General features: G+C 60.7%; 21 protein-coding genes. 6 read left to right on the top strand and 15 right to left on the bottom strand.

All coding sequences use genetic code 11. The features are described from left to right. Positions 1-120 precede the first annotated feature (120 nt). From dsrO to HMPREF1022_RS03365, 4 genes are all read left to right on the top strand, one after another. Positions 121-858, top strand: a complete 738-nt coding sequence (gene dsrO, locus HMPREF1022_RS03380) for a sulfate reduction electron transfer complex DsrMKJOP subunit DsrO (protein WP_009301884.1) — start codon at positions 121-123, stop codon at positions 856-858. Then, positions 851-1,798: a hypothetical protein gene (locus tag HMPREF1022_RS03375; RefSeq protein WP_009301883.1), complete on the top strand. Its 948-nt coding sequence runs from the start codon at positions 851-853 to the stop codon at positions 1,796-1,798. The genes dsrO and HMPREF1022_RS03375 overlap by 8 nt, the downstream gene beginning before the upstream one ends. 202 nt (positions 1,799-2,000) lie before the next feature. Then, the gene (locus tag HMPREF1022_RS03370; protein WP_009301882.1) at positions 2,001-5,102 is read left to right on the top strand and encodes a molybdopterin dinucleotide binding domain-containing protein; all 3,102 of its coding nucleotides are present in this window, start codon (positions 2,001-2,003) and stop codon (positions 5,100-5,102) included. A 5-nt stretch (positions 5,103-5,107) separates the two neighbouring features. Next, positions 5,108-5,635, top strand: a complete 528-nt coding sequence (locus HMPREF1022_RS03365) for an AAA family ATPase (RefSeq protein ID WP_009301881.1) — start codon at positions 5,108-5,110, stop codon at positions 5,633-5,635. Positions 5,636-5,666: 31 nt separating this feature from the next. Here HMPREF1022_RS03365 and HMPREF1022_RS03360 read toward each other — a convergent pair whose 3' ends face one another. From HMPREF1022_RS03360 to HMPREF1022_RS03310, 11 genes are all read right to left on the bottom strand, one after another. Next, positions 5,667-5,894, bottom strand: coding sequence for a hypothetical protein (locus tag HMPREF1022_RS03360; protein ID WP_008684783.1), 228 nt, complete (start codon positions 5,892-5,894; stop codon positions 5,667-5,669). 185 nt (positions 5,895-6,079) lie between these two features. Next, the gene (locus HMPREF1022_RS03355) at positions 6,080-6,250 is read right to left on the bottom strand and encodes a hypothetical protein (RefSeq protein WP_008684781.1); all 171 of its coding nucleotides are present in this window, start codon (positions 6,248-6,250) and stop codon (positions 6,080-6,082) included. Positions 6,251-6,292: 42 nt separating this feature from the next. Then, positions 6,293-7,735: a putative sulfate exporter family transporter gene (locus HMPREF1022_RS03350; RefSeq protein WP_009301880.1), complete on the bottom strand. Its 1,443-nt coding sequence runs from the start codon at positions 7,733-7,735 to the stop codon at positions 6,293-6,295. Between the two features lie 584 nt (positions 7,736-8,319). Then, positions 8,320-8,838 (bottom strand): HyaD/HybD family hydrogenase maturation endopeptidase, encoded by a 519-nt coding sequence (locus tag HMPREF1022_RS03345; protein ID WP_009301879.1) that lies wholly within the window; start codon positions 8,836-8,838, stop codon positions 8,320-8,322. A gap of 84 nt (positions 8,839-8,922) precedes the next feature. Further along, complete coding sequence (cybH, locus tag HMPREF1022_RS03340) at positions 8,923-9,621, bottom strand: Ni/Fe-hydrogenase, b-type cytochrome subunit (RefSeq protein WP_008684775.1); 699 nt, start codon at positions 9,619-9,621, stop codon at positions 8,923-8,925. Positions 9,622-9,707: 86 nt separating this feature from the next. Further along, on the bottom strand, positions 9,708-11,516 hold the full coding sequence (locus HMPREF1022_RS03335) for a nickel-dependent hydrogenase large subunit (RefSeq protein ID WP_009301878.1): 1,809 nt from the start codon (positions 11,514-11,516) through the stop codon (positions 9,708-9,710). 12 nt (positions 11,517-11,528) lie between these two features. Further along, entirely contained in the window at positions 11,529-12,647 is a 1,119-nt protein-coding gene (locus HMPREF1022_RS03330; protein ID WP_008684772.1) for a hydrogenase small subunit, read from the bottom strand. A 221-nt stretch (positions 12,648-12,868) separates the two neighbouring features. After that, the gene (locus HMPREF1022_RS03325) at positions 12,869-13,426 is read right to left on the bottom strand and encodes a DUF305 domain-containing protein (RefSeq protein WP_009301877.1); all 558 of its coding nucleotides are present in this window, start codon (positions 13,424-13,426) and stop codon (positions 12,869-12,871) included. A 690-nt stretch (positions 13,427-14,116) separates the two neighbouring features. Further along, entirely contained in the window at positions 14,117-15,712 is a 1,596-nt protein-coding gene (locus HMPREF1022_RS03320; protein ID WP_008684768.1) for a (Fe-S)-binding protein, read from the bottom strand. 11 nt (positions 15,713-15,723) lie between these two features. Continuing rightward, positions 15,724-16,662, bottom strand: a complete 939-nt coding sequence (locus HMPREF1022_RS03315; protein ID WP_008684766.1) for a respiratory nitrate reductase subunit gamma — start codon at positions 16,660-16,662, stop codon at positions 15,724-15,726. A 487-nt stretch (positions 16,663-17,149) separates the two neighbouring features. Then, entirely contained in the window at positions 17,150-17,572 is a 423-nt protein-coding gene (locus HMPREF1022_RS03310; protein WP_009301876.1) for an RrF2 family transcriptional regulator, read from the bottom strand. Positions 17,573-17,886: 314 nt separating this feature from the next. Here HMPREF1022_RS03310 and HMPREF1022_RS16990 point away from each other — a divergent pair, with 314 nt between their 5' ends. Together HMPREF1022_RS16990 and HMPREF1022_RS03300 are read left to right on the top strand one after the other, a co-directional pair. After that, positions 17,887-18,432 carry an RrF2 family transcriptional regulator gene (locus HMPREF1022_RS16990; RefSeq protein WP_008684761.1) on the top strand — a complete coding sequence of 182 codons (546 nt, stop codon included), beginning with the start codon at positions 17,887-17,889 and terminating at the stop codon, positions 18,430-18,432. Further along, positions 18,356-18,709, top strand: coding sequence for a response regulator (locus HMPREF1022_RS03300; protein WP_009301875.1), 354 nt, complete (start codon positions 18,356-18,358; stop codon positions 18,707-18,709). Before HMPREF1022_RS16990 ends, HMPREF1022_RS03300 begins: the two co-directional genes overlap by 77 nt. A gap of 158 nt (positions 18,710-18,867) precedes the next feature. On the opposite strand, the gene hmcF is transcribed toward HMPREF1022_RS03300, so the two are convergent. The 4 genes from hmcF to HMPREF1022_RS03280 form a co-directional block, all read right to left on the bottom strand. Further along, a complete protein-coding gene (gene hmcF / locus HMPREF1022_RS03295; RefSeq protein ID WP_009301874.1) occupies positions 18,868-20,253 on the bottom strand; it encodes a sulfate respiration complex iron-sulfur protein HmcF in 1,386 nt (461 codons plus the stop codon). A 50-nt stretch (positions 20,254-20,303) separates the two neighbouring features. After that, positions 20,304-20,984 carry a sulfate respiration complex protein HmcE gene (gene hmcE / locus HMPREF1022_RS03290; protein ID WP_008684756.1) on the bottom strand — a complete coding sequence of 227 codons (681 nt, stop codon included), beginning with the start codon at positions 20,982-20,984 and terminating at the stop codon, positions 20,304-20,306. Between the two features lie 171 nt (positions 20,985-21,155). Further along, on the bottom strand, positions 21,156-21,569 hold the full coding sequence (locus HMPREF1022_RS03285; protein ID WP_008684754.1) for a cytochrome c3 family protein: 414 nt from the start codon (positions 21,567-21,569) through the stop codon (positions 21,156-21,158). Between the two features lie 106 nt (positions 21,570-21,675). After that, a complete protein-coding gene (locus HMPREF1022_RS03280; protein WP_008684752.1) occupies positions 21,676-21,966 on the bottom strand; it encodes a hypothetical protein in 291 nt (96 codons plus the stop codon). Between the last annotated feature and the right edge of the window lie 9 nt (positions 21,967-21,975).

The raw sequence follows: 21,975 nt of genomic DNA, 5'->3' as shown, positions 1-21,975 counted from the left end.
TCTTTCTCGCCCATTCTTGACAGTGGGGGCATATCGGGTATGTTTGTAACCATTATCCTTGGGCGGGTATCGTAATCCGCCGTAAAAGTGCAACTAACCCGAAATCACAGTGGTTTTCATATGCAGCGAAGAAAATTTTTACAGCTTGCCGGGCTGGCCGGTATGGCCGGTCTGGGGCTTGCCGCGCCGGTCCAAGGCGGCGTGCCTGCCTTGGAGCAGGGGCGCCGCCCCCGTTACGGCATGCTTATTGACCTGAAAAAATGTGTGGGCTGCCAGGCCTGCACCGTATCCTGTTGCATGGAGAATGCCGTGCCGCCGGGTGCGTTCCGGACCAGCGTGGGAGAGTACGCGCTCAGGCCGCAAGGGGAAGAGCGCATGTATATCGCGCCGTTGCCGCGCCTGTGCAATCACTGCAAAGAACCGGCCTGTCTGCCGGTGTGTCCGGTCAAAGCCACGTACCAACACGACAACGGCATTGTGGTCATTGACGCTTCCGCCTGTATCGGCTGCGGTTTCTGCGTGCAGGCTTGCCCCTATGACGCGCGTTTTCTGAACCGCCAGACCCGCACGGCTGACAAATGCACGTTCTGCGCCCATCGCTTGGAAGCCGGGCTGCTGCCTGTCTGTGTGGAAAGCTGCGTGGGCGGCGCGCGCCTGTTCGGCGATCTCAACGCGCCCGACAGTCTGATCCGGCGCACGCTGGACGCCCATAAGGATGCGCTGAAGGTGCTCTATCCGGAAAAGGGCACGGAGCCCTTTGTGTTTTATCTGCATCTTGACGACGTTTTTGTTGCCGCGGACAATGTGGCGACCCCCATGTCGCCGCGCTTGCCGCAGCAGGAGGAAAGCCATGCCTAGTTTCATGGAGCTTTCCAATATCGCGCCGCCGGAAGTCTGGGGCGTCTGGGAGCCGCTGGCGTTTTTCTTTCTGACTGCCGGGGCGGCGGCTGCCATCCTGGCCTGCGCGGCCCTCTGGCGGCGCGCATCCGCCGGAGCGGGGCGCTTGTTCGGCGTGGTTGCGCTGGCCTCGGGCCTTGCCGGCCAAGCCTGCCTGCTGATGGGCCTGGAACAACCCTTGCGCGCCTATGAGCTGTATCTCCGTCCGCATTTCATTTCCTGGACGGCCTGGGGCGGCTTTCTGATTCCGCTGTGCCTGCTGTGCACCGTGCCCCTGGTCTGGCCGCGCCGGAAAGGACGCGTGCATCCTCTCTGGTTTCTGCCCGCCATCGGGGCGGCCTGCGCCGTTTTCATCTATGCGGACAGCGAGATCATGGATTGCGTGGGCCGTGTGCTCTGGGCGCGGCCTCTGCTGCCCATGGGTTTCATTCTCGCGGGCTTGAGCGCGGCCTTTGGTTTCGCCTGTCTCATGGCGCCGCGCACGGATGGCGCCTTTTCCCTGTTGCCCTGGGCCAGCGCGGCGGCCGCCTTTGTCTGCGCGCTGGCAGCTCTGGCCTTCCGCGCGCCCGAGGGTTTTGCCCAATTCGCCACATACTGGTGGCACGCGCCTGAAACCATCTGCCTGATCGCCGCCGTCATCGCCGCAATCCGCCCCCGCCGCTGGTTCCGCCTGACCGGAGCCATGACCTGTGTGAGCGCCTTCATGGTCTTCTGGAAAATCATCCATATGGGACAGGCCTTCGGCAGAAATGCGTCCACGTTTTCCGATGCGGCGGCTTTTCTGGATATTGTTTCTCCCGGTTCCCTGCTGATTCTGGCAGGCGGCGCCGGTCTCTGGCTGGCGCTGGCCTTGCTGCTTTCCATGCTTTTTCCCTGGAATGCGGCGAAAGAACCCGCCTGAGCCGACTTGGCATTTTAACTTTGAAAGGCTCTAACGCCGCACATGGTGCGGCGCGCCGCAACGCGGCGAGGATTCAGCCGAAAAACATTGTTTTCGGCGGGATGAAACTTTGAAACTGCGCAGTCTTTCAAAGGTAATCTGTCCTGAGGGCTGAATCGCCAACGCGCCGGACGCATCTTCGGCGCAACAAGGTTGTAGAAATATGGATGACAAGAAACGGAATTTTTTGAAAAAAGGCGCGCTTGCCGCCGTGGGGCTGGGAGTTTTCGCCGCCGCCTCGCTGGATACGGCGCGGCGCATGGTGCGGGGCCTGCGCGAGGGCACAGCAGGCGTGCCTGTTGCCGACGCGGAAAACAAGAATTCCCTGGTTCCCGAATACCGGATGAATCCGGAAGGCCATGCCGTGCCGGTCAAGGGGCAGCGCGTGGCTTTCAACCAGTGCTGGGGCTGCACCACCTTCTGCGGCGTGCGCCTGCATATCGACGAGGCCACGGACCGTGTGGTGCGGGCCGCGGGCAATCCTTACAATCCCTTGTCCACCAGTCATCAGCTGCCCATGAGCACGCCCGTGAGCGAGGCTCTGGCCGCGCTCTCCGCGCGCGGCGACAGCGGCTACGCGCAGCGGGCCACGGTCTGCGGGCGCGGGGCGGCCATGCTGGAGGCCAACAGCAACCCTTTCCGGATCACCCGCTGCCTGAAGCGCGCGGGCAAGCGCGGCGAGGGCAAGTGGAAGAGCATTTCCTTTGAGCAGCTGGTGGCGGAAGTGGTGGACGGCGGCGACCTTTTCGACGAAGGGCATGTGGACGGCCTGCGGGCCATCCGCGAAACCAAGGGACCGGCCAATCCGGAAATGCCCGAATTCGGCCCGCAGTCCAACCGCCTTTTGCTGACCTACACCACGGAGGACGGCCGGGAGCAGATTTTTCTGCGCCGCTTCGGCCAGGCCTCCTACGGCACCAAGAATTTCGGCAAGCACGGCGCGTATTGCGGCCTTTCCTTCCGGCTGGGCGCGGGACTTTTTTTGAATGACCTTCAGGCCATGCCCCACACCAAACCCGATTTCGAGCACTGTGAATTCGTGCTGTTCTGGGGCACGGCACCTTCCCAGGCGGGCAATCCTTTCAACCGCTCGGCGCGGATGCTGGCGGACGCACGCTCTGGGGGAAAAATGCGCTATGCGGTCATTGATCCCGTCCTGCGCCTGCCCGTGACCAGCGCCGCGCGGGACCGGGCGCAATGGGTTCCGATTCGGCCGGGCATGGATTCAGCCCTGGCCCTGGGCATGATCCGTTATATCCTCGACAACAACCGCCATGACGCGGCCTTTTTGTGCCACCCCACACTGGCGGCCGCGCGCAAAGCCGGAGAGGCCGGATTTTCCAATGCCACGCATCTGGTGCGGCTTTCCGGCAAGCAGGCCGGGGCGCTGCTGCGGGTGGCCGATCTGGGCGCGGCGGGAGTCTTTGCCGGTGCCGACAAGAACGACGCCGTGGTCATGAGCCCGGACGGCCGCATGCTGCCCGCCGGGGCCTGTGAGCAGGCGGCCTTGTTTTACCGGGGTTCGTTGCCTCTGGACGGTGAACAGGTGGAAGTGGCCAGCGCATTGCAACTGCTCAAGGAAGAAGCGGACAGCCGCAGCCTGGAAGAATATTCCCGCCTGTGCGGCGTGCCGGTGCGGACCATCACCGATCTGGCGACACGGCTGACAGCTCACGGCAAACGCGCGGCCGTGGATGTGCACGGCGGCATGATGAGCACTTCCGGCGTCAACGCCGCCTTTGCCGTGCTGACGCTGAATACCCTGATCGGCAATATCAACGTCAAAGGCGGCCTTTCCGTGGGCGGCGGGGGCTACCACAAGGCAGCCCTCAAGGGGCCGCGCTATGATTTGCTGGCCTTCGAAGGGCAGAGTGCTCCCAAGGGCTTTCCGGCCATCCGTTGCCGGGCACCGTATCAGAAGTCCACGGAGTTCAAAAAGAAGGTCGCGGCCGGTGAAAATCCGTATCCTTCGGAATATCCCTGGTTCCCCCTCACGCCGCCCAACATGCCCGCCGAACATCTGCTGGCGCATGCCAACGGCAATCCCTTCAAATACAAATGCTGGATCAACTGGAAGGGCAATGCGCTCTACGGCCACGGCGGGCTCAAACAGGCGGTGGGCAAATGTCTGGAAGACTCCCGCGATCTGCCGCTGATTATCGGCATCGATACCTTTCATAATGAAACCAACGCCTATGCGGATTATCTGGTGCCCGATCCCTGCATGTATGAGCTCTGGGGCGGTTTTTCCGGAGCCTGGGCCGGTACGCTGACCCCGGTCTCCACGGCCCGCTGGCCCGCCGTGACGCCGCGCCAGGCCCGGAGCGCCTCCGGCGAGCCGGTCTGTATGGAGCTGTTCATCATTGAGGCGGCCAAGCGCATGGGCCTGCCCGGTTTTGGGGACAAGGCCATCCGGGGCGCGGACGGCACGCTGCATCCGTTGCACACCCCGCAGGATTTTTATCTGCGGCATGCGGCGAATATCGCCTGGTTCAAAAACGACGTGCTGCCGTCCCCTGGGGCGGAGGATATCGCGCTTTCCGGGGTGCGGCCCATCCTGGGGGATATTCAGCGCATTCTGCCGCCCGAAGAGCAGGGGCCCGTCACCTTTCTCTACACCCGCGGCGGCAGGTTCGCGCCCTATGACGCGGCCTATCGAGGCGAGGAACTGGGCGTCAAATGGGAAAAGGCCCTGGCCGTCTACAACGAGGACGCGGGCACGGCCGTCAATTCCCGGACAGGCAAGCCGTATCGGGGCACGCCCTGCTGCCTGCCGCCCCTGCTGTATGACGGCCGGAAGCTGCGCGAGGTCTGGACCTCTGCGGAATATCCCCTGGAGCTGATTTCCTTCAAATCCAGTCTGATCAATTCCTACGGCGTTGTGTCGCCCCGGCTTCTGAGCATCAAGGGCGTCAACCTGGTGGTTTTGCATCCTGCCGATGCGCAAAAGGCGGGCGTCCGGCACGGCGACAGGGTGCGCCTGGTCACGCCGGGCGGCAGCGCGGCGGCCTATGCCAGTGTGGGGGAAATGGTCATGCCCGGCGTGGTGGCGGTGGAGCACGGTTTCGGGCATACGGGCCTGGGCGCCTCTGATGTGGAGATCGACGGCGTGCGCACCCCGGCCCGGAAAAGCGTGGCGGCGGGCATCAACCTCAATGACCTGGTGCCCCCCGATCCCACCCGCAAGGGCCTGTCCGCTCTGGCGGAACATATGGGCGGCCCGGCGGCCCGGCAGGGCATACCGGTGCGTATCGAGAAGGTTTGAGGGGGGTGCTGATCAGCTTCAGCGGCTTGCCCGGCGTGGGTAAAAGCAGCGTGGCGCGACTTCTTGCCCAGCGGATCAAAGCCGTCTGGCTGCGCATTGATTCACTGGAGCAGGCTTTGGTCCGCTCCGGCGTTGTTGACCGGGATGGCCTGGGGCCAGCGGGCTATTACGTGGGCTATGCCCTGGCGTTGGATAATCTGCGGCTGGGCCTTACCGTACTGGCGGATTGCGTCAACCCGCTTGCCCTGACTCGCAATGCTTGGCGGGACGTAGCGTTTGAAGCGGGCGCGGAGCTGCTGGAAGTGGAATTTGTCTGCTCTGATGCACGGGCGCATCGGGCACGGGTGGAAGCGCGGTTGTGCGAAGTTCCCGGTCTGCTTTTCCCCGACTGGCGGGCGGTATGGGAACGGGAATATGAGGTCTGGGAGCGCGCGCCTCTGGTGCTGGATACCGCCGTACTGTCGCCGTGCGAGGCTGTGGAGGCCGTTTGCCGCGCCGTGCGGGCTGTAGCGGCGTCTTCGCGGGCGCGTTGAGACGGAGACGCGCGCCCCTCCCGAAGTTCTTTCAGGCTTTGTTTTCTTCCAGCGGCATGGCTTCCCAGGCTTCGAAGTCATAGAGGCTTGTGCCGGGATTTTTGGCGCAGGCCGAAGTGTGATCGTAGGTTTCCACCACCGGCCATTGGGTAACCCGGCCCAAGGCTTCCTGAAAGGAAGCGGCCTCAATGATCTGATGGCGGCTGATCGTAAGGTTTTCGTTGGGCCCCGCGATATAATGCACACGGTACTGCGGCATGACTGTTTCCTTTACGGCGGCGGGACGTGCCCGGACGCCGGGTGGTTGAACGAGCATTTCAAGTGTTACATGCTCTGGTTGCGCCGGGCGGCAAGCCGCATCGGCCTTTGAGAGAGAAGGTGAAGAGCGGGAGCGCGTTGTGGGCGCGCTCCCGCTCTTTCGTCAGTTCTGATGCAAGGCCTGGTCTAGCTGTGAGCGCTCGGGAAGAGATAGCTCACGAACCAGAGCACCACGAGCAGGGTGACGCCGAGCCCCCAGCTCCAGTGGATGAGCTTCAGTTCCGTCTCATCCAGGGGTTCATATTCCATTTTCTGGACTTCTTCGTGGAACTTCACGTCCTTCTTGTCTTCAGACATATCCGACTCCTTGTGAGGATGAAACCTCTTGGGTGAAACGCGTTAACCGGCCATCACAGGCGGCGTCATGCCGTGGAAGAACGCCCACGAGATGAACAGACCGATCCAGATAATAAAGCCGAACAGGCAGATGATGTACACGACGGCCAGTTTGCCGATGCCTTCCTCCATCAGCTTGCGGAAGTTGGAAACCATGCCGATGGTGAAGAAGGTCAGGGTGAAGAAGATGGTGCGCAGAGGTCCGAGCGTGCTGATGACGCTCTTGCCCATGGCGGCCAGTTCCTTGGACTGCAGGCAGATCAGCAGCATAATCACGAAGGTGCCCACATAGCCCAGCACGAAGCGCGGGAAACGGGCCCACACGTCGCCGAAGGTCATGGTGCGTTCGCCTCTGGTCTTGTCGAACTTGGCTGCCCAGACCCAGGCCAGCACAAAGGCCCACACGCCGATGAAGATGTCGATGAAGATTTTAACCGTGGTCGTGACCATGGTGATCCAGCCGGATTCCCAGATGATGCCTGCTTCCATGGCCTTGGCGCGGATCAGGGCGTCGGTGATGGCGCCGCTGGCGATGGCGCCGCCGTCGGACTTGACCGCCAGGCCCATCCAGCCGCCGGCCACCATGGGCTCGTTGTGCAGGAAGAAGGCGGCCACGAAGGGCAGCACCAGCATTTCAATGCAGGTGAAGACCACGATCAGCGAGGAAACCATGATCGGCACTACGGGCCGGGCGCGGATGGCGCTGCCCGTGGCGATGGCGGCGGACACGCCGCAGATGGAGATGCCGGAAGCCATGGGCACGGCCCATTCACGGCTGAATTTGAAGTATTTGCGGGCGATGTAGTACACTGTGGCCCAGTAGATCAGATAGGCTTCCACAATGGCGCAGAGACCGCGGAAGATGATGTGGCCGGCATAACCGGAAGCGCCGGCGGCCTTCACGCCCAGTTCCGCGCCGAGCACCACGATGGCGATTTTGACGAACAGTTCGGGACGGCAGGCGTCACGCAGCATATCGGCCAGGGCGGGGGCGACGTTGCTGATCAGGATGCCCGCGATCAGGGCAACGATGAAGCCCGCTTCCGTGGTCAGGCCGATGGACCAGGAAATGCCGAATTTGGCCTGCTGGTTGGGCGTGGCCGCGATGTGGGCGTTGGCGCCCAGCATGAAGAAGAATTCAGCGATAAAAAAGACGATGGTGAAGGCCACCACAAAGCGGCCCACATTGCCGCCCAGGCATTTGATGCCCACGGCGAGCACCGCGGTCATTGCCGCCCAGGTCAGCAACAACGAGCCGATGCCGGAGATGTTGGCATAGCCTTTGTTGGTCACCGAGAAGGCATCGCTCATGTTCGTCCACATGTTGGTCTTGAGCACCCAGCCCAACACGTCGACGCCCCACAGGTTCAGAGCGGCCAGGATGAAGACGAAGCAGCCGATAAAGAGGGCTACGCTGTCTTCGGTTAATTTGTTGTTGTTTGCCATAAACCATCCCTCCTAGAAGTGCAGATACGGGATTCTCCTCCACCATAGGTGGAAGTCCCTTATGCTGATGTCCGGCGGGACGTCGACAACTCGGCGCGCGTCGGGCAGAAAAGCCGTTATTTGGCTGTGCCCCCATATGCGGTCTGAGGCAGTGGATTTTCCGTTGCCGCAGGCAGGCGCCTGCGGGCGACACGGACAGTGCGTGCCTACCAGAGCCCTCATCCGCTGTCAACACTATAGCTGTAAATTCAAGCTGGCAAAAGCGGTATTTCGCTATCCGTGGACTTTTTTATCCGTCAGTACTGTGAAGCCCGCATGTTTTCTCTGTAATTTTTTTCGAAAGAGCGTTTGTGCATATTTTCTCAAATATATTGCAGGCCGTATATTCTCATTCCGTGGTTGGTTGAGTGCATTATGCAGGGCCGTCCGCTTTTTTTGAGTGATTCAGCTTGCGGAATATGACGGCTTTGCCGCTCTGTCCCCCGGTGGCGTGAATTCAGGTATTTTGTCGTAAAAACCGGGAGTTTTTTCATGCCGCGCGCGAATGGGCGGATATCCCGGTCCGGATGTCGCGGGGAAACGGTTCAGAGCTCGGCCAGGACCGGGGCCGAAAGATGGCGGGGCTCCGGGCGGCGGATGGCTTCAATGCCCCAGTGGCGAAGCAGTCCCAGGGCCTGGTTCACAGCCTCGGGCAGGATGCGCTCCACTTCCGGCGAGCAGTGCGCGCCCAGGGTCATGGCCGCTGGCTGCACGCCCAGCAGGGCACAGCGTCGCGGCTGGGTGCCGCGCAGGGCCGCCAGACCCAGCACTTCGGAAAAGCTGTTCTGATGCGGGCCGACTTTCTGCGCTGTGACATAGGCGGGTACTTCCTCCCGCAGGGTCAGCTCGCCCGGTTCAAGGCCGAAATCCACGGCATCCAGCACCAACAGGCTGTCCGCCTCCTCCACGAAGGTGAGCAGGGTCTGGCCCTGCGTGCCGCCGTCCACCACGCTGACGCCCGGCGGGAAATCCCAATGGGCGTACAGATGCTGCGCCAGGCGCACGCCGAAGCCCTCGTCGCCGTAGAGAAGGTTGCCCAGTCCCAGGATAATTGTTTTTTCCATATCCTTTCTCGCAATTCCGGCCGGTTCCGGCGCGGGGATGCGCGGGAACCGGCCGGGCGTTTGAACGCTGTGAGGTTACGCGGATCAGCTCCGGCGGCGCTCACGGAAGCCGCTGATCATAGTGGAAACCAAGGTGGTCTTGCCCATGATTTCCTCACGAATCACCATATAGATGTGCACGGTGACGAAGGTCACCAGCAGCAACATGCCCAGCCGGTGCAGGCTGCGCAGCTCCTGGTCATTGCCGCCCACCCAGTACATCAGGTCCAGCATGAAGAGGAAGGGCCTGAAGATGGGTGACTGGGGGGCGCTCTGGGCATACAGGCCCAGACCGCTGAGCATGATGATCAGCATGAAGACCATGCCCACGGCCATGCCCGCCTGGGCCAAGGGATTGTGTCCCACATAGACCCGGGGCTCCTTGTCCAGGAAGAGATACCAGCGGATGTCGCTCCACAGGCCGCCCCACCAGGATTTACGCCAGAACGGCAGGATGACCAGCTCCCGCGAGTACCTGTTGCCGATCAGAGCGTAGAGGTAGCGCAGCACCGTACTGATTATCAGGATGAAGCCGGCGATGAAGTGGGCCATGCGGGTATAGCCCATGTAAAAGGTATCGTAAGGCTGCCCGGTGACGGAAAGCCAGGGTTTGCCGATAATGTAGCCCGTGACGATCAGCACGCTGACGCACGCGACCATGGTCCAGTGCCAGATCCTGATGGGCAACTGGTAGACATAGGCTGACTTGCCCACAGGCTCCAGCACGTTATCACTGTTGTTCATGACATTTCTCCACAAGGCGGGGGTTCCGTATGCCGGATTCACCCCGCGCCCGTACGTTGTTGCCGCGCCAGTGCGGCAACAACGGTTCAGAAGCTCCGGTCCACGCGCACGGTCAGCAGGTCCTTGCCGTCGGGCCCGATGATATGGGTGGCGCAGGCCAGACAGGGGTCGAAGCTGTGCAGGGTGCGCAGAATTTCCAGCGGCTGATCGGGAATATCCATGTGGGTTCCCATCAGCGCGGCCTCGTATGCGCCCAGCTGGCCCTTGGGGCCGCGCGGGGCGGCGTTCCAGGTCGTGGGCACAATGCACTGGTAGCGTTCGATCTTCCTGTTCTTGATCACGATCCAGTGGCCCAGAGCGCCGCGTGGGGCTTCGGTAAAGCCCACGCCGCGCACCTCGCCTTTCGGCCAGGTGTCGGGGCTCCAGTTTTTAGTATTGGCCGTGGAGGTGTTGCCGTTTTTCAGGTTGGTCACCAGCCGGTCATAGAAGTAGCGCAGTTTTTCGGCGGACCAAGCCAGCTCCAGGGAGCGGGCGGCGATGCGGCCCAGCGTGGACTGGAGCACCGAGACCGGCGCGCCCAGACGGCCGCAGAAGTCGTCCACCATGCCCTTGATGGCGTCGTCCTTTTTTGCGTAGCCCACCAGGGTGCGGGCCAGGGGCCCCACTTCCATCTGGTTGCCGCGCCAGAGCGGGGTTTTCAGCCAGGAATAGCGGGCCTGTTCGTCCACCTGCTTGAGGTCCGTGGGCGTGCCCTTGATGTTCGGGCCGGGCTGATAGTTGGGGTCGGTGACGCCGTCAAAGGGATGCAGGCCCACCTTGCCCAGGGGATAGTCGTACCAGGAGTGATTGACGCTCTCCTGAATTTCATCAAGGTCCGTGAGGTTGACGGGCAGGACTTCCTCAAAGTTGCCGTTGATGATCGCGCCGCGCGGCATCAGCAGGCTCTTGTCCGAGAAATCGTTGGCGATGTCCGGAATGCCGCCGTAGGCCAGCACCGAAAGTTTGGACAGGCCGCTGCCGATGCCGAGCCAGTCCTTGTAGAAAGTGGCCAGGGCCAGGGTATCGGGGATCACCACCTGCTGGGCGAAGACCCGGCATCGCTCGATGACCTGAAGAATGTATTCCAGGCGCTCCTGGTTGATGACGTCGGCCGCGCCGTAGGCGTTGATGTTGAGGGAACAGGGCACGCCGCCCACCAGCCAGTTGGGGTGGGGATTTTTGCCGCCGAAAATGGTGTGGATGTGAATGACGTCTTTCTGGAAGTCCAGGGCTTCCAGATAGTGGGCCACCACCATCAGATTGGCTTCGGGCGACAGCTTGTAGGCCGGATGACCCCAGTAGCCGTTGGTGAAGATGCCGAGATTGCCGGATTCGATGACTTTGAGCAGCCGGTCCTTGACCGATTTGAAATAGCCCGGCGAGGAATTGGGCCAGGGCGAGAGCTTCTGGGCTAGGGCCGAGGTCTCGTATGGGTCGCCCTTGGAGGCCGAGACCACATCCACCCAGTCCAGGCCCGCCAGATGGTACATGTGCACCAGATGGTCATGGTACATCAGGCAGAGCTGCATCATATTGCGGATGATATTGGCGTTGTCCGGGACGTCGATGCCCAGGGCGTTTTCCACGGCATGCACCGAGGCCAGGGCGTGGGTGCCGGTGCAGACGCCGCAGATGCGCTCCACAAAAGCCCAGGCGTCGCGGGGGTCTCGGCCCTTGAGGATGATCTCGATGCCGCGGAAGATGGTGCCGCAGGACACGGCGTTGGTGATGACGTTCTGTTCGTCCAGATTCACCTCGCAGCGCAGATGGCCCTCAATGCGGGTGACCGGGTCCACCACGACGCGGCGGCCCGCGTCAATGACTGTGTATCCTTGCGTGGTATATTCGTAGGCCATGGATATCGTTCCTTAGCTGTTGGAGTCGTTGGTATTGGTGGTTGAAGCGCTGGTGTCGGCCTTTTTTTCGGGGCAGCGGGCATGCCGGATCATGCTGGCAACGCCGTGCACGGCCACACCGGCGGCCACACCGGCCACGGCGGCCACACCCACAGTCTCGGCCGTGGCGTTGGTGCCGAAGTGCGGGATGGTGGTGATGCGGTCGTAGAAGGAGCCCTGATCCCAGAAGTTCTGTTCCGAGCAGCCGATGCAGCCGTGCCCGGACTGGATGGGGAAGGACACGCCGTTGTTCCAGCGTGTGGCCGGGCAGGCGTTGTAGGTGGTGGGGCCTTTGCAGCCCATCTTGTACAGGCAGAGGCCCGAACGCGCGCCTTCGTCATCCCAGGATTCCACATATTCACCGGCGTCGAAGTGGGCCCGGCGGTAGCACTGGTCGTGCACGCGTTTGCCGTAGAACATTTCCGGGCGCCCCTGGGAATCCAGCGCGGGCAGACGGTCATAGGTGATGATATAGGCCAGAATGGCGCTCATGACTTCCGGAATGGCCGGACAGCCCGGCACCTTGAGCTGGGGCTTGTTGGGAAAGAGCTTGTGCAGCGGCGTGGCCGCCGTGGGGTTGGGGCTGGCAGCCTGGACGCAGCCCCAGGAAGCGCAGGTGCCCCAGGCAACCACGGCCTTGGCGTGTTCCACGCCGCGCGCGAGTTTGTCCATAAAGGGCTTGCCGCCGTCGATGCAGTACATGCCCTGGCCGTTCAGGGGCGTATTGCCTTCCACGGCCAGAATGTACTGCCCCTTGTATTTGCTGATGGCCTCGTCATAGGCCGCCGTGGCCTGTTCGCCGGCGGCGGCCATGATGGTGTCCTGATAGTCCAGGGCGATCATGGCCAGAATGATGTCCGTGGCCAGGGGGTGGGCCGTGCGCAAAAAGGATTCCGTGCAGCAGGAGCAGGAAAGCCCGTTGATCCAGAGCACGGGAAGACGCGGCTTGGTGGACAGCGCCTCGGCCATGACCAAATCCGAGCCGGGGCCGAGCCCCAGCGCCACGCTGGTGATTGCGCAGAATTTCAGGAAATCCCGGCGGCTGACGCCGCGGTTGCGCAGCATTTCAGCGGTTGTCTCAAGATGTGCCATATAACGTTACCTCAAATGTAAATTATAGCTTCAATGGTTCGCACAGGGCGGCCTGCAATGCCGCCCGGCCCCGGCCGACGGTGCGCAGGGAGAACAGCGGCGCGGGCCGCCATTCGCCGGACGCAAACACTGAAGACCACTGCGCCTCACGGCGCAATGCCCCCCATACGTAAGCCCTGCCCCGACAGCAGCCCCCTGCCGCCGGAACATCCTCTCTCTCGTTAGATGTTGTGATCGCCCCGGTCGTTGAGCCAGGTTCTGAAGGCGTGCATCTCCGCAGCCTGGGCTTCGATGATTTCCTGGCCCAGCTTGAGCAGATCCGCTTTCTGCGAATGCACAAGCACGGGCACGGTCATCGTCACCGCCATGCCGTGGTGGGGCAGCATCTGCTGCACAAACTGCACATTGGGATTTTGGGAAGTATACATATGCATCATATTCTGCATATCATGGCGCATGGCATCATACGCCTGCTGATCCAGCCCGCCCGCATCCTTGAGCCAGGCTTTCATCTGCTCGATTTCCTCTTTCTGGGCCTTGATGATCTGCTTGGCCCAGGCGGCCACCTGCGGGTCCTGCTGTTTCTTGGGCGCGGCCAGCAGCACTTCGGACATCTGCACGGCCCCTTCATGATGGGCGATCATGCCGGAAAGGTAGACCCTGTCGGAATACGCGTTCTGGTCGTGGGCCATGTCGTGGCCGCCCATGTTTTGTTCCATCGCCTGTGCGGGCATGGCTGCCAGAAGAAGGAAAAGAAGGCTCAAATATATTTTACGCATGTTTTGCTCCAGAATTGCATCGGCCATCCGTGCGGCCCGGTTCCAGCCGTAAGCCCGCCTTGTTTCGCGCCCGCTTCCGATAAGGGAAGCGCGCCTGCGGTACAAAAGCGGTCCGGTGTGACCGGAGTGGTGTGTGCCGTGTCCCTGCGGACCCGGCTGCCTTTCGCGTACGGGAGCTATGCTGACCACGCGGAAGGCCGATTAAATATGTTACGGCATCCCTGCCGGGTACAACGCCCGCCGCCCGTCGAGCGGCTCGTCGGCTGAAAACCGGCTATATAGGATACCTGATATCTTGCCTTGTCACAATGCCTTGATGCTTGGCAGGCCATATAAAAGCATATGGGAAATACCCTGCTTACGCGTAAAAAATACTATAGCCATTACGAAAGAAAGGCAAGCAAAGTGGTTCGGCATTAGGCAGATCACAGCGTTCCGCAGATATTTTATGTGGAAATTGAAAGTGGTGCCTGGGGCGGCATGCGCCGCCCGCGGAAGGGGAGGGGGGAGGGCATTTCAACTTTGAAACGTCGGAATGCAGGTCGATTCGCATTGCGTTCCGCCTTTTCAAAGGCAATTCTGTGAGAGATCAATCTTGGGCCGGTCCTGGGCCGGGCGGTGGAAAAAGGGCGCAAAAAAAGGGGGGCTCTCGCCCCCCTGTGTATCGGCTTTCATAGTGCGCCGGGGATGTTATTCCTCGTCGCCTTCCCACTTGATGAAGCCGGGATTGACGTTGGTCATGGCGTTGACGATCAGTTCCACCAGGCCGCCGTAAGCGAAGCTGTTCTTGGAATACAGGTCGTTGTGTTCCAGCAGTTCGCGGATCTGGCCCTTGCAGTTGGAGCAGGGCGCGCAGATGTACTTCTTGGTCTCGGGGCCGAGGCATTCCTTGAAGGCTTCGCCGATCTGCCACATCTTTTTGCGTCCGGAGATGTTGCCGCGCCATTCGTCGATGTTGTTGCGGGTCATGATGGCAAAGCCGGACCCGCCGCCGCAGCAGTAGTTGTCCACGCCGTGGCAGGGCATTTCGCGGAACTTGGGCGCGATCTTGTGCAGAATCTCGCGCTGCGGCTGCACGATGCCCATCAGGCGCACCGCGTTGCACGGGTCATGCAGGGTCACCGGGAAGTCGTTGCGCGAAGGATCGAGCTTGAGACGGCCGGACATGACGATGTCGCGCAGGGTCACGTAGCAGGATTCGCGCGGCACCTGGTACTCAAAGGGGATCACGCGGTCCGCGATGACGGTGATGGCCTTGTGGGCGTGGCCGCATTCGCCGATCACGATTTTTTTGACGCCCAGTTCCTTGGCCGCCATCATGTGCTGCAGGGCGATGCGCGCGGTCTGGGCGTCGTCGTAGAACACGCCGTAGTTCACGCCGTCATAGGCCACGGCCTTGCTGGACAGGGTCCAGGACAGGCCGGCCTCCTGGAAAATCAGGGAGAAGGCCGCGATGTTTTCCGGCCAGGCCATGATTTCACCGGCATTGTGCAACAGCATGATGTCCGCGCCCTGCACGTCAAAGGGGGTGTGGATGCCCACGCCGGTGATTTCCGAGTAGTCCTCGTCGATGAACTCCACGTTCTCCTTGACCACTTCGGGCGTCATGCCGGTGGAGGAGCCCACCTTCATCTGGTTCATGGTGCCCTTTTCGTGCAGTTCGCGGGGGTAGATGCCCAGCTCCTGGCTGAACAGCTTGCGGATTTCACGGGCGATCAGGCCGTTGTCCACGCCGATGGGGCAGGTCTGGGCGCAACGCCGGCAGAGGTTGCAGCGATAGGCCAGCTCGCCCAGACGGGCCACGGTCTTCCAGTTCAGATTGATGTCGCCGTAACGCCATTTGGCGAAGGGCTCTTTTTTCACATACTGCTTGTAGATGCGGCGAAAAATTTCCGAACGGAAATTGGGCCGGTACATCTCGTTCTCGCCGGACATCTCAAAAAGATGGCAGGCGGCGGAGCAGGAGTTGCACTGCACGCAGTTGTCCATGCTGGTTTCCAGCATGGGCAGGAAGGTCCAGTTGTTTTCCTTGGAAAAGAGCTTGCGCATGCCGTCGAGGAACTTGTTGACAAGCTCTTCCTCTTCCTGCGGGGTTTTGGGCTTGGGAATATTCAGCACGCACACGTCGTCCAGAATACAGGCCGTGTTTTCTTTCTGCTCGTCGGTGAAGGGCTTCCAGGGCATGGGCTTCACGTCAAGCGTGAGCTCGGGAAGGGTATTCGGATCAATGCTGACCATCTGCCCTTCGGCAGTGGAAACATCGCTCAAACGCAGATTGTCTTTCATGTCGGAACTCCCTAGTCTTCTTTCTTGGGGGCTGCGGGATTGGTGGTAGCCACATCCACCCAGGTCTTGGGGCTGCCGTCGCCGGCAATGTGGTCGGCAGACCAGGTCACATCGTACTTGAGCATCTCGGAGATCTTCTGCTTGTTTTTCTCGCTGTAGGTGGTGGGTTCATCGCCCCAGCGGATGTCGTGGTACATGAAGTACTTCATGATCAGATGGCCCATGTTGGTCACGGGAATCCAGATCAGCAGGAAAAAGCCCACCAGCAGATTCAGGGTGAAGAAGACGCTGGGCAGGGGTTGGAAGTTGAAGGTGAACAGGTTGTAGATGAAGGTGCGTGACAGCTCGAAATACGAGGGATTGAAGGTCCAGGCCGCCAGCGACAGCAGGCCGAAGAGCACGAAGGCCCCAAGATTGAGGTAGTGCTCGGGCGTGGTGTACTTTTTCAGGCCTTCGTCCTCACGACGACGCTGGATCAGGGCGATGCCGCCGCCGACGATACAGAACGAACCCAGCAGCACCACGGCGCTGATCACGTTGCCCACAAAGGCCATGACGCCGCCCTGCGGGTCCAGGCCGCACAGCTGGGCAATGACCGAGAGCACCACGATGATGGTGCCGCCCATGAGCATATACATGCCCACATGGAAGGGATAGGTGCGGAACCAGAGCTTCTGGTTGTGTTCCAGGGTGGCGTGCAGGAAAAGCACTTCCACCAGGATGCCCTTGATGTCGCCCCAGTGCGAAATGTGGCGGGGCTTGGTCCACCATTCCTTTTCCTCCATGAAGCTGCCGCCGTACGTGGCCTTGGGGCCTTCATGCGGCACGGGATAGAGTTCCCAGCGCACGTGCAGAGGGCTGGCCGCCATGTAGGCCTTGATTTTCAAGTAGGCCAGGCAAATGAAGCCGACTACCGCCAGGTAGCCCAGAATGTAGAACAGAGTGGTCATGCGTTTTCTCCCGTAAGTCAAGATGCCGCTGCATCATGGGTTTGCCGGGACATCGGCCCCGGGCCGATGTCGCCGCAACAAGCCCGGCATACGCCTGCTTGCCTTTCAACCTCATCCCAAATTACGCACGCGCCCAGCCCGTTGTAACTTCATCCTTATCAGGAATTGGTTACAAAAGCGGGAAAGTCAAGGTGCGTGGCAAGTCACTTCTGATAACGGAATTTCACAAAAATGCAAAGATCCCGGCCTGATTCGGAGGAATCATAGTAATCTTGAGTGAAATAATTTTATTTAAATAAATCAGCTATATTATGTGAAAGAGAGCGCCGCAAAAAAATTTTTCGCGGCGCTTGGAAAAATATTTTTTCATCAGAGGCGGAAGAAGAGGAAACAGGACAAGAGGGCAGAGAAACCCCATCGTCCAGAAGGCAGCATGCCGTGCGGACCGCTCACGAAAGGCAGGCTGAAGAGCGGGCGGCGGCGGGATTTACAGGGCGGAAAAGAGTTCCTTGTCGCGCAACAGATCTTCCATGGTGATGGATTCCAGCGCGCCGTCGAGCGTGCCCTGGAGGCTCTCCCAGGCCTTGCGTACCGCGCAGTCGCCGAAGCGGGAACAGTTTCTCGGATTTTCCAGGCACCCGGCCAGTTCAATGCCGCCTTCCATCAGCTTGACGATGCAGCCGAAGGTCAGCTCTTCCGGTTTGCGCAGCAGAATATGCCCGCCTTTGGCGCCGCGGACGCTGCCGGTAATACCGGCAAGCCTGAGCTGGCGCAGGATCTGTTCGATGAACTGCGAGCTTATGCCGGTTTTCGCGGCAAGCAGATTGGAGGAAATGGGCTCGTTCATAACGTGCTTTGCCATGTAAAAGAGAATTCGTGCCGCGTAGCGTGTTTTTGCCGAAAGTTTCATAGCCTCTGTCCCCCGAAAAACTGGACTGAGATCCAAAACCTAAACGCCGGAACAGCGGCGTAAAGATTTTGCACCTTTTCAGCCTAATCCTAACATTTTTATACGGACTTTGTACCACATTTCCTTTAAAAAACTTTTGCGAAACTCTTCACACGGGCGGCCCGTGCGGGGCAATGCGTCTTGTTTTTCCCTGTGGTGCCGGACGGCTTGACGGATGCCGGCGGATACGTTAGGGAAAAACATGAGTAAAACAGTCTAAATTAGATATATCAACTTTTGCTGTTATTATTGCATCCTCTTGAGAAGGGATAAAAATGCGAATTTCCACAATGAGCTGCCATGCGCTGCACCTCTTATTGTGCCTTTCCGAACAAGCGGAGGATATGCCCGCATCCGCTTCAGAACTGGCTGTCTGTACGGGCATCTCGGAAAAATTCGTCCAGAAGATCATGCGACTGCTGCAAAGCGGCGGCATTGTCAAAAGCATCCGGGGCATAGCCGGGGGGCATGTACTGGCCCGCAACCCCGACGACGTCAGCCTGGCGGACATCATTGCCGCCGTGGAAGGAGGCATAACCCTTCCCGGCGTCAACAGCGCCGCGCCCTGTGGCCGGGTCGCGCTGGATGCCTGGGCCGACGCCGCCCGCAGTCTGCAAAATTCTCTGGGCTCGGTGACGCTCGGCTCCGTCCGGCAGAGCTGCGGAGCTTCGTTGCGCGCCGTACTCAGTCAGTCGGCGGAATACTCAACCCGGCCTATGCCGGACGCCCAAGCGGGAGGACCTCATGCAAAAGCATATTCTCTTGGTCGACAGCGATGCCGAAAGCCTCGACAGGCTGTCACGGACGCTTCGTCTGCATGACTATCGGGTGAGCGAGGCCCGCGACGGCGCTGAAGGCCTGGCTCTGGTGGACAGCCTGCGGCCGGACTGCATCATTTTTGATGTGGATCTGCCGCGCGTCTCGGGCTCCATCATGTACAGCAGGCTGCGTCGCAGTGAAAAAAACAGGCAGCTGCCGGCCATTGTCTGCAGCGACGCGGGGCCGCGTCCGGTGGATTTCGGCACCGGCATTCCCGTGCTGCCCAAGAGTTGCGCCCCGGAAGCGCTGCTTGAGGCTGTGCGGGCGGCGACAGCCTGACGCCTTTTGCCAGGAGGGACGGGCGCGCCGCCGTCCGCGTGTAAGCCTCTCCGGAGCAGGCGTGGTTATTCCCTCAGGGCGGGCATGCGATCTGCAAAAGGACATGGAGGAATCGCATGCCCGCCGGTTTCATCGCCGTTAGGGGCGTTGCGGCGATGCTAAGGAGCTTCGTGGCGGATATGGGGCGGAACCACCATCATATCCACCAGAAGCGGTTTGAGGAATGACCATTTGATGTTGTGTTCCTCGTAGACTTCCATCATATCCCTGATGGCGTCCCAGCAGTTGTGACAGGGAGTCACGACCAGCTGTGCGCCGGTGGCCTTGATCTGATCCAGCTTGTTTTTGAGGCCGATATTGCGTTCTTTGCGATAGAGGCCGATGCCGTTGAGGCCGCCTCCGCCGCCGCAGCAAAAATTGTGGTCGGCATTGGGCGTCATCTCGCGGAAGTCCTCCGCGATATAGCTCATGATTTCCCGCGTATATCTGCCCAGTCCGTCGTTACGCACATAGTTGCAGGCATCCTGAAGTGTACAGGGTATTTTGATCTTCTTGGCCGGATCGATTTTCAGCTTGCCGGTGCGCAAACAGTGGGCCACCCATTCCACGTAATGGATGAAGGGCACCGGCGGGTCGCCGCTGGCGCGTCCGCCCCAGTAGGGGCCTTCCACCACGGTGCCGCGATGGGCATGACCGCACTCGGTTCCCACCACCATTTTAGGTTTCAGGCGCTCCACCGCGGCGTAAATGCGCCTGATGTTCTGGGCGCAACCCTCCCAGTCGCCCGCGAACATGGTCAGCGACGTATTTTCCCAGCCTTCGCGCGGCACAGTCCAACTGGTGCCCGTGACGTGAAACAGAATGGCGGCCTGCGCAATGTCCTCGGGATAATGCTTTACCTCGCGGGCGTTGAGAATGTACATGACATCCGCGCCCTCTTTTTCAACAGGGATTTCCAGATCCGGCCATTCGTCCTGGTTCTCCTCCACCATCCATTCGCAGGTTTCCAGCCAGTCTTCTTCCGTAACATCCATCTGCGCGCCGTAGACGCGGTGCATGCCCGAGCCGATCTTCATTTCCCAGGGCACGAAGCCGTGCATGAACAGAATGCCGCGCAAATAGCTGAACATGACGCCCGTATCAATGCCGTGCGGGCAGTAAAGTCCGCAACGGTTGCAGCAGGTGCACTTGCCCCAGGCTACATCCATGGCGTGAATCATGAACTCGGTGTCCACCCGGCCCTTGCGCCGGAGCATCTCGCCCAGGGTGGATTGGATCTTGTACGAAGGGATCTGCGTGGGGTCATTGTTACTGGTTTTGTAGAAAAAACAGCTTTCCGCGCACATCCCGCAATGCGCGCAGATGGCCAGCCAGGTCCGGGTGCGTGATTTGCAGGTCTGTTTGAGGTCGCGGGCCAGAGTCGCCTGATTCACGGGCATTTCCCGCATCTGCCGGTAATAGGTCGCGCCGCCCTTGTCCTGAAGCAAGGCGTGAATGCTTTCCTTGCTGGTGGCGGGCGTGGGACTGCACAATAACTGGGACATGTCGCGCTCCTTGCGGGAGAAAAAAATGGAATTGATCCCGATGCCGCTGTTTACCAGGGAAATGCCCCGCCGCGCGTGCCGCCGCCACGCTTGATGGCGAAATCCATGCCGAGCTGCGCACGGGACATGAAGTAGAGAACGATATGTGAAAGTTTGGTGAACGGGGCGAGAATCAGGAACAGTTCGCCGCTCAGTACATGCAGTACAATCCAGGTCTGGTAGGCGGAGGTGTCCAGCCGGGCCATCAGGCCGGTGCAGAAGGGCAGAAGGGTCAGCAGCAGCACGAGCCAGTCCCCGCCGGAGTTCAGTTGCCGGAGCGCGGGCGAAGCCAGTCGGCGCGCGATCAGCAAGAGAATGCCGGCGACGCTCATTATGCTCAGGATATCGGCCAGAGCGTTGGGCAACGAGGGCAGGGAGATGCCCGTGAAGTTTTCAAGCAAGACCGTGTGCCCCAGCAAAAAAAGCGGCACCAGCACCGCTCCCAGATGCAGCAGAAAGAATGACGCCATGGCCGCGGGTTGCGAGCGCCAGCCGCTGGTGCCGCCCGGTATGAGCCATTTGACGATGGAAATCAGCGCGCCGGGGATGGAGCGTTCCGGATGGTAGCTGTAGGCCACGCGCTCCAGACGCCAGTCCAGACCGCGCACGTAAAGGACGGCGCGCGCGAGAAGCCCGACCACAAAGACCAGCAAAGAGAAAACAAAAAGGGGACCGGTAATGAAGTTCAGCATCAACTCTGTCTCCTGAATGACGTGCGGCGATAAAGGGGCTCCTGGGGCGGGCAAGATACTCCGCTTCCGAGCGGGGGCAACACTCCGTCATCCGCTGACGGCGCCGACGCTCCCACACCTGAAAACTCTGCGGACAAGGCGTGTTCCCGGTGCGCAAGGGCCCGACCTCTCTTATTTGCCTTTATTGCTTTTCCCGCTCTGCGCGGCCACGGCCTTGCTGTGGCAGACCCTGCAATCCACGAGGCGCGGTCCCGCGTCGGCCTTGCGGTGACAGGCCGTACAGGTGGCGTGGAGGTAGGGAATTTGCCTGTGCTCGGGCTGAGCTTTGACGTCCAGAAAGGTTTCGGACATGCCTTCATCTGTTTCCCGGTGGCAGAGCGTGCATTCCGCATTGCTGCGTTCCATGTGCTCCACATGCCTGTCGTGCGTGAAAAAGACCGGGGGCATGGTATGCGTCGTCAGCGGGGGAAAGGTGATGGGGATGCGTTCCTCGCCTCTGGCCGTGTCGGAGAAAAGAGCAATGCCCAAGGCGAAAAGCAGAAAGCAGAGTAGAGGCGTCCCGAATCCGAATGCTGTGTTACGCATGTCACGTCCTTGATTCCTGGTGAAATTCCGGCATGCCGCAACGCGGCAACCCTGCCGTCCGGAAGATGACGGGGAATCCCGGGCTGAGACGGGATTCCCCGGGCCGTCATACGGAGGGCCGCCCGGCTGTCAGCGATTCCGCTACGCTGCGCACGAACACGGCGCACTTGTACGGATCGCGCTTCATACAGCGCAGGGAATAGGCCACCGCCGCACAGAGGAAGAGGCGGGACTCATAATCCAGATGATTGGTCAGCAACCAATGGTCCTGGGGGCCTTCCTCTTCCGCGAGCTCGCGGGCGCGGCGCAGGTCCTCGGAATAGTCTCCGCCGGTGAGCCGGGTGTACAGATCACAGATTTCCTCGGCCAAGTACTCGCGTTCGGGTAGGGCTGACATGATGTTCTC

The sequence above is a fragment of the Desulfovibrio sp. 6_1_46AFAA genome, from assembly GCF_000224635.1.
In the GTDB taxonomy this organism is placed as follows: Bacteria; Desulfobacterota; Desulfovibrionia; order Desulfovibrionales; family Desulfovibrionaceae; genus Desulfovibrio; species Desulfovibrio fairfieldensis.
Note: the sequence above shows the minus strand (reverse complement) of the source record. Positions and strands in the feature narration are given on the sequence as shown.

What these genes read in the sequence shown, in the direction of transcription:
- dsrO (WP_009301884.1), top strand. Translation starts at nt 121, where the DNA reads ATGCAGCGAAGAAAATTTTTACAGCTTGCCGGGCTGGCCGGTATGGCC.
- HMPREF1022_RS03375 (WP_009301883.1), top strand. Translation starts at nt 851, where the DNA reads ATGCCTAGTTTCATGGAGCTTTCCAATATCGCGCCGCCGGAAGTCTGG.
- HMPREF1022_RS03370 (WP_009301882.1), top strand. Translation starts at nt 2,001, where the DNA reads ATGGATGACAAGAAACGGAATTTTTTGAAAAAAGGCGCGCTTGCCGCC.
- HMPREF1022_RS03360 (WP_008684783.1), bottom strand. Translation starts at nt 5,894, where the DNA reads ATGCCGCAGTACCGTGTGCATTATATCGCGGGGCCCAACGAAAACCTT.
- HMPREF1022_RS03355 (WP_008684781.1), bottom strand. Translation starts at nt 6,250, where the DNA reads ATGTCTGAAGACAAGAAGGACGTGAAGTTCCACGAAGAAGTCCAGAAA.
- HMPREF1022_RS03350 (WP_009301880.1), bottom strand. Translation starts at nt 7,735, where the DNA reads ATGGCAAACAACAACAAATTAACCGAAGACAGCGTAGCCCTCTTTATC.
- HMPREF1022_RS03345 (WP_009301879.1), bottom strand. Translation starts at nt 8,838, where the DNA reads ATGGAAAAAACAATTATCCTGGGACTGGGCAACCTTCTCTACGGCGAC.
- cybH (WP_008684775.1), bottom strand. Translation starts at nt 9,621, where the DNA reads ATGAACAACAGTGATAACGTGCTGGAGCCTGTGGGCAAGTCAGCCTAT.
- HMPREF1022_RS03335 (WP_009301878.1), bottom strand. Translation starts at nt 11,516, where the DNA reads ATGGCCTACGAATATACCACGCAAGGATACACAGTCATTGACGCGGGC.
- HMPREF1022_RS03330 (WP_008684772.1), bottom strand. Translation starts at nt 12,647, where the DNA reads ATGGCACATCTTGAGACAACCGCTGAAATGCTGCGCAACCGCGGCGTC.
- HMPREF1022_RS03325 (WP_009301877.1), bottom strand. Translation starts at nt 13,426, where the DNA reads ATGCGTAAAATATATTTGAGCCTTCTTTTCCTTCTTCTGGCAGCCATG.
- HMPREF1022_RS03320 (WP_008684768.1), bottom strand. Translation starts at nt 15,712, where the DNA reads ATGAAAGACAATCTGCGTTTGAGCGATGTTTCCACTGCCGAAGGGCAG.
- HMPREF1022_RS03315 (WP_008684766.1), bottom strand. Translation starts at nt 16,662, where the DNA reads ATGACCACTCTGTTCTACATTCTGGGCTACCTGGCGGTAGTCGGCTTC.
- HMPREF1022_RS03310 (WP_009301876.1), bottom strand. Translation starts at nt 17,572, where the DNA reads ATGAAACTTTCGGCAAAAACACGCTACGCGGCACGAATTCTCTTTTAC.
- HMPREF1022_RS16990 (WP_008684761.1), top strand. Translation starts at nt 17,887, where the DNA reads ATGCGAATTTCCACAATGAGCTGCCATGCGCTGCACCTCTTATTGTGC.
- HMPREF1022_RS03300 (WP_009301875.1), top strand. Translation starts at nt 18,356, where the DNA reads ATGCAAAAGCATATTCTCTTGGTCGACAGCGATGCCGAAAGCCTCGAC.
- hmcF (WP_009301874.1), bottom strand. Translation starts at nt 20,253, where the DNA reads ATGTCCCAGTTATTGTGCAGTCCCACGCCCGCCACCAGCAAGGAAAGC.
- hmcE (WP_008684756.1), bottom strand. Translation starts at nt 20,984, where the DNA reads ATGCTGAACTTCATTACCGGTCCCCTTTTTGTTTTCTCTTTGCTGGTC.
- HMPREF1022_RS03285 (WP_008684754.1), bottom strand. Translation starts at nt 21,569, where the DNA reads ATGCGTAACACAGCATTCGGATTCGGGACGCCTCTACTCTGCTTTCTG.
- HMPREF1022_RS03280 (WP_008684752.1), bottom strand. Translation starts at nt 21,966, where the DNA reads ATGTCAGCCCTACCCGAACGCGAGTACTTGGCCGAGGAAATCTGTGAT.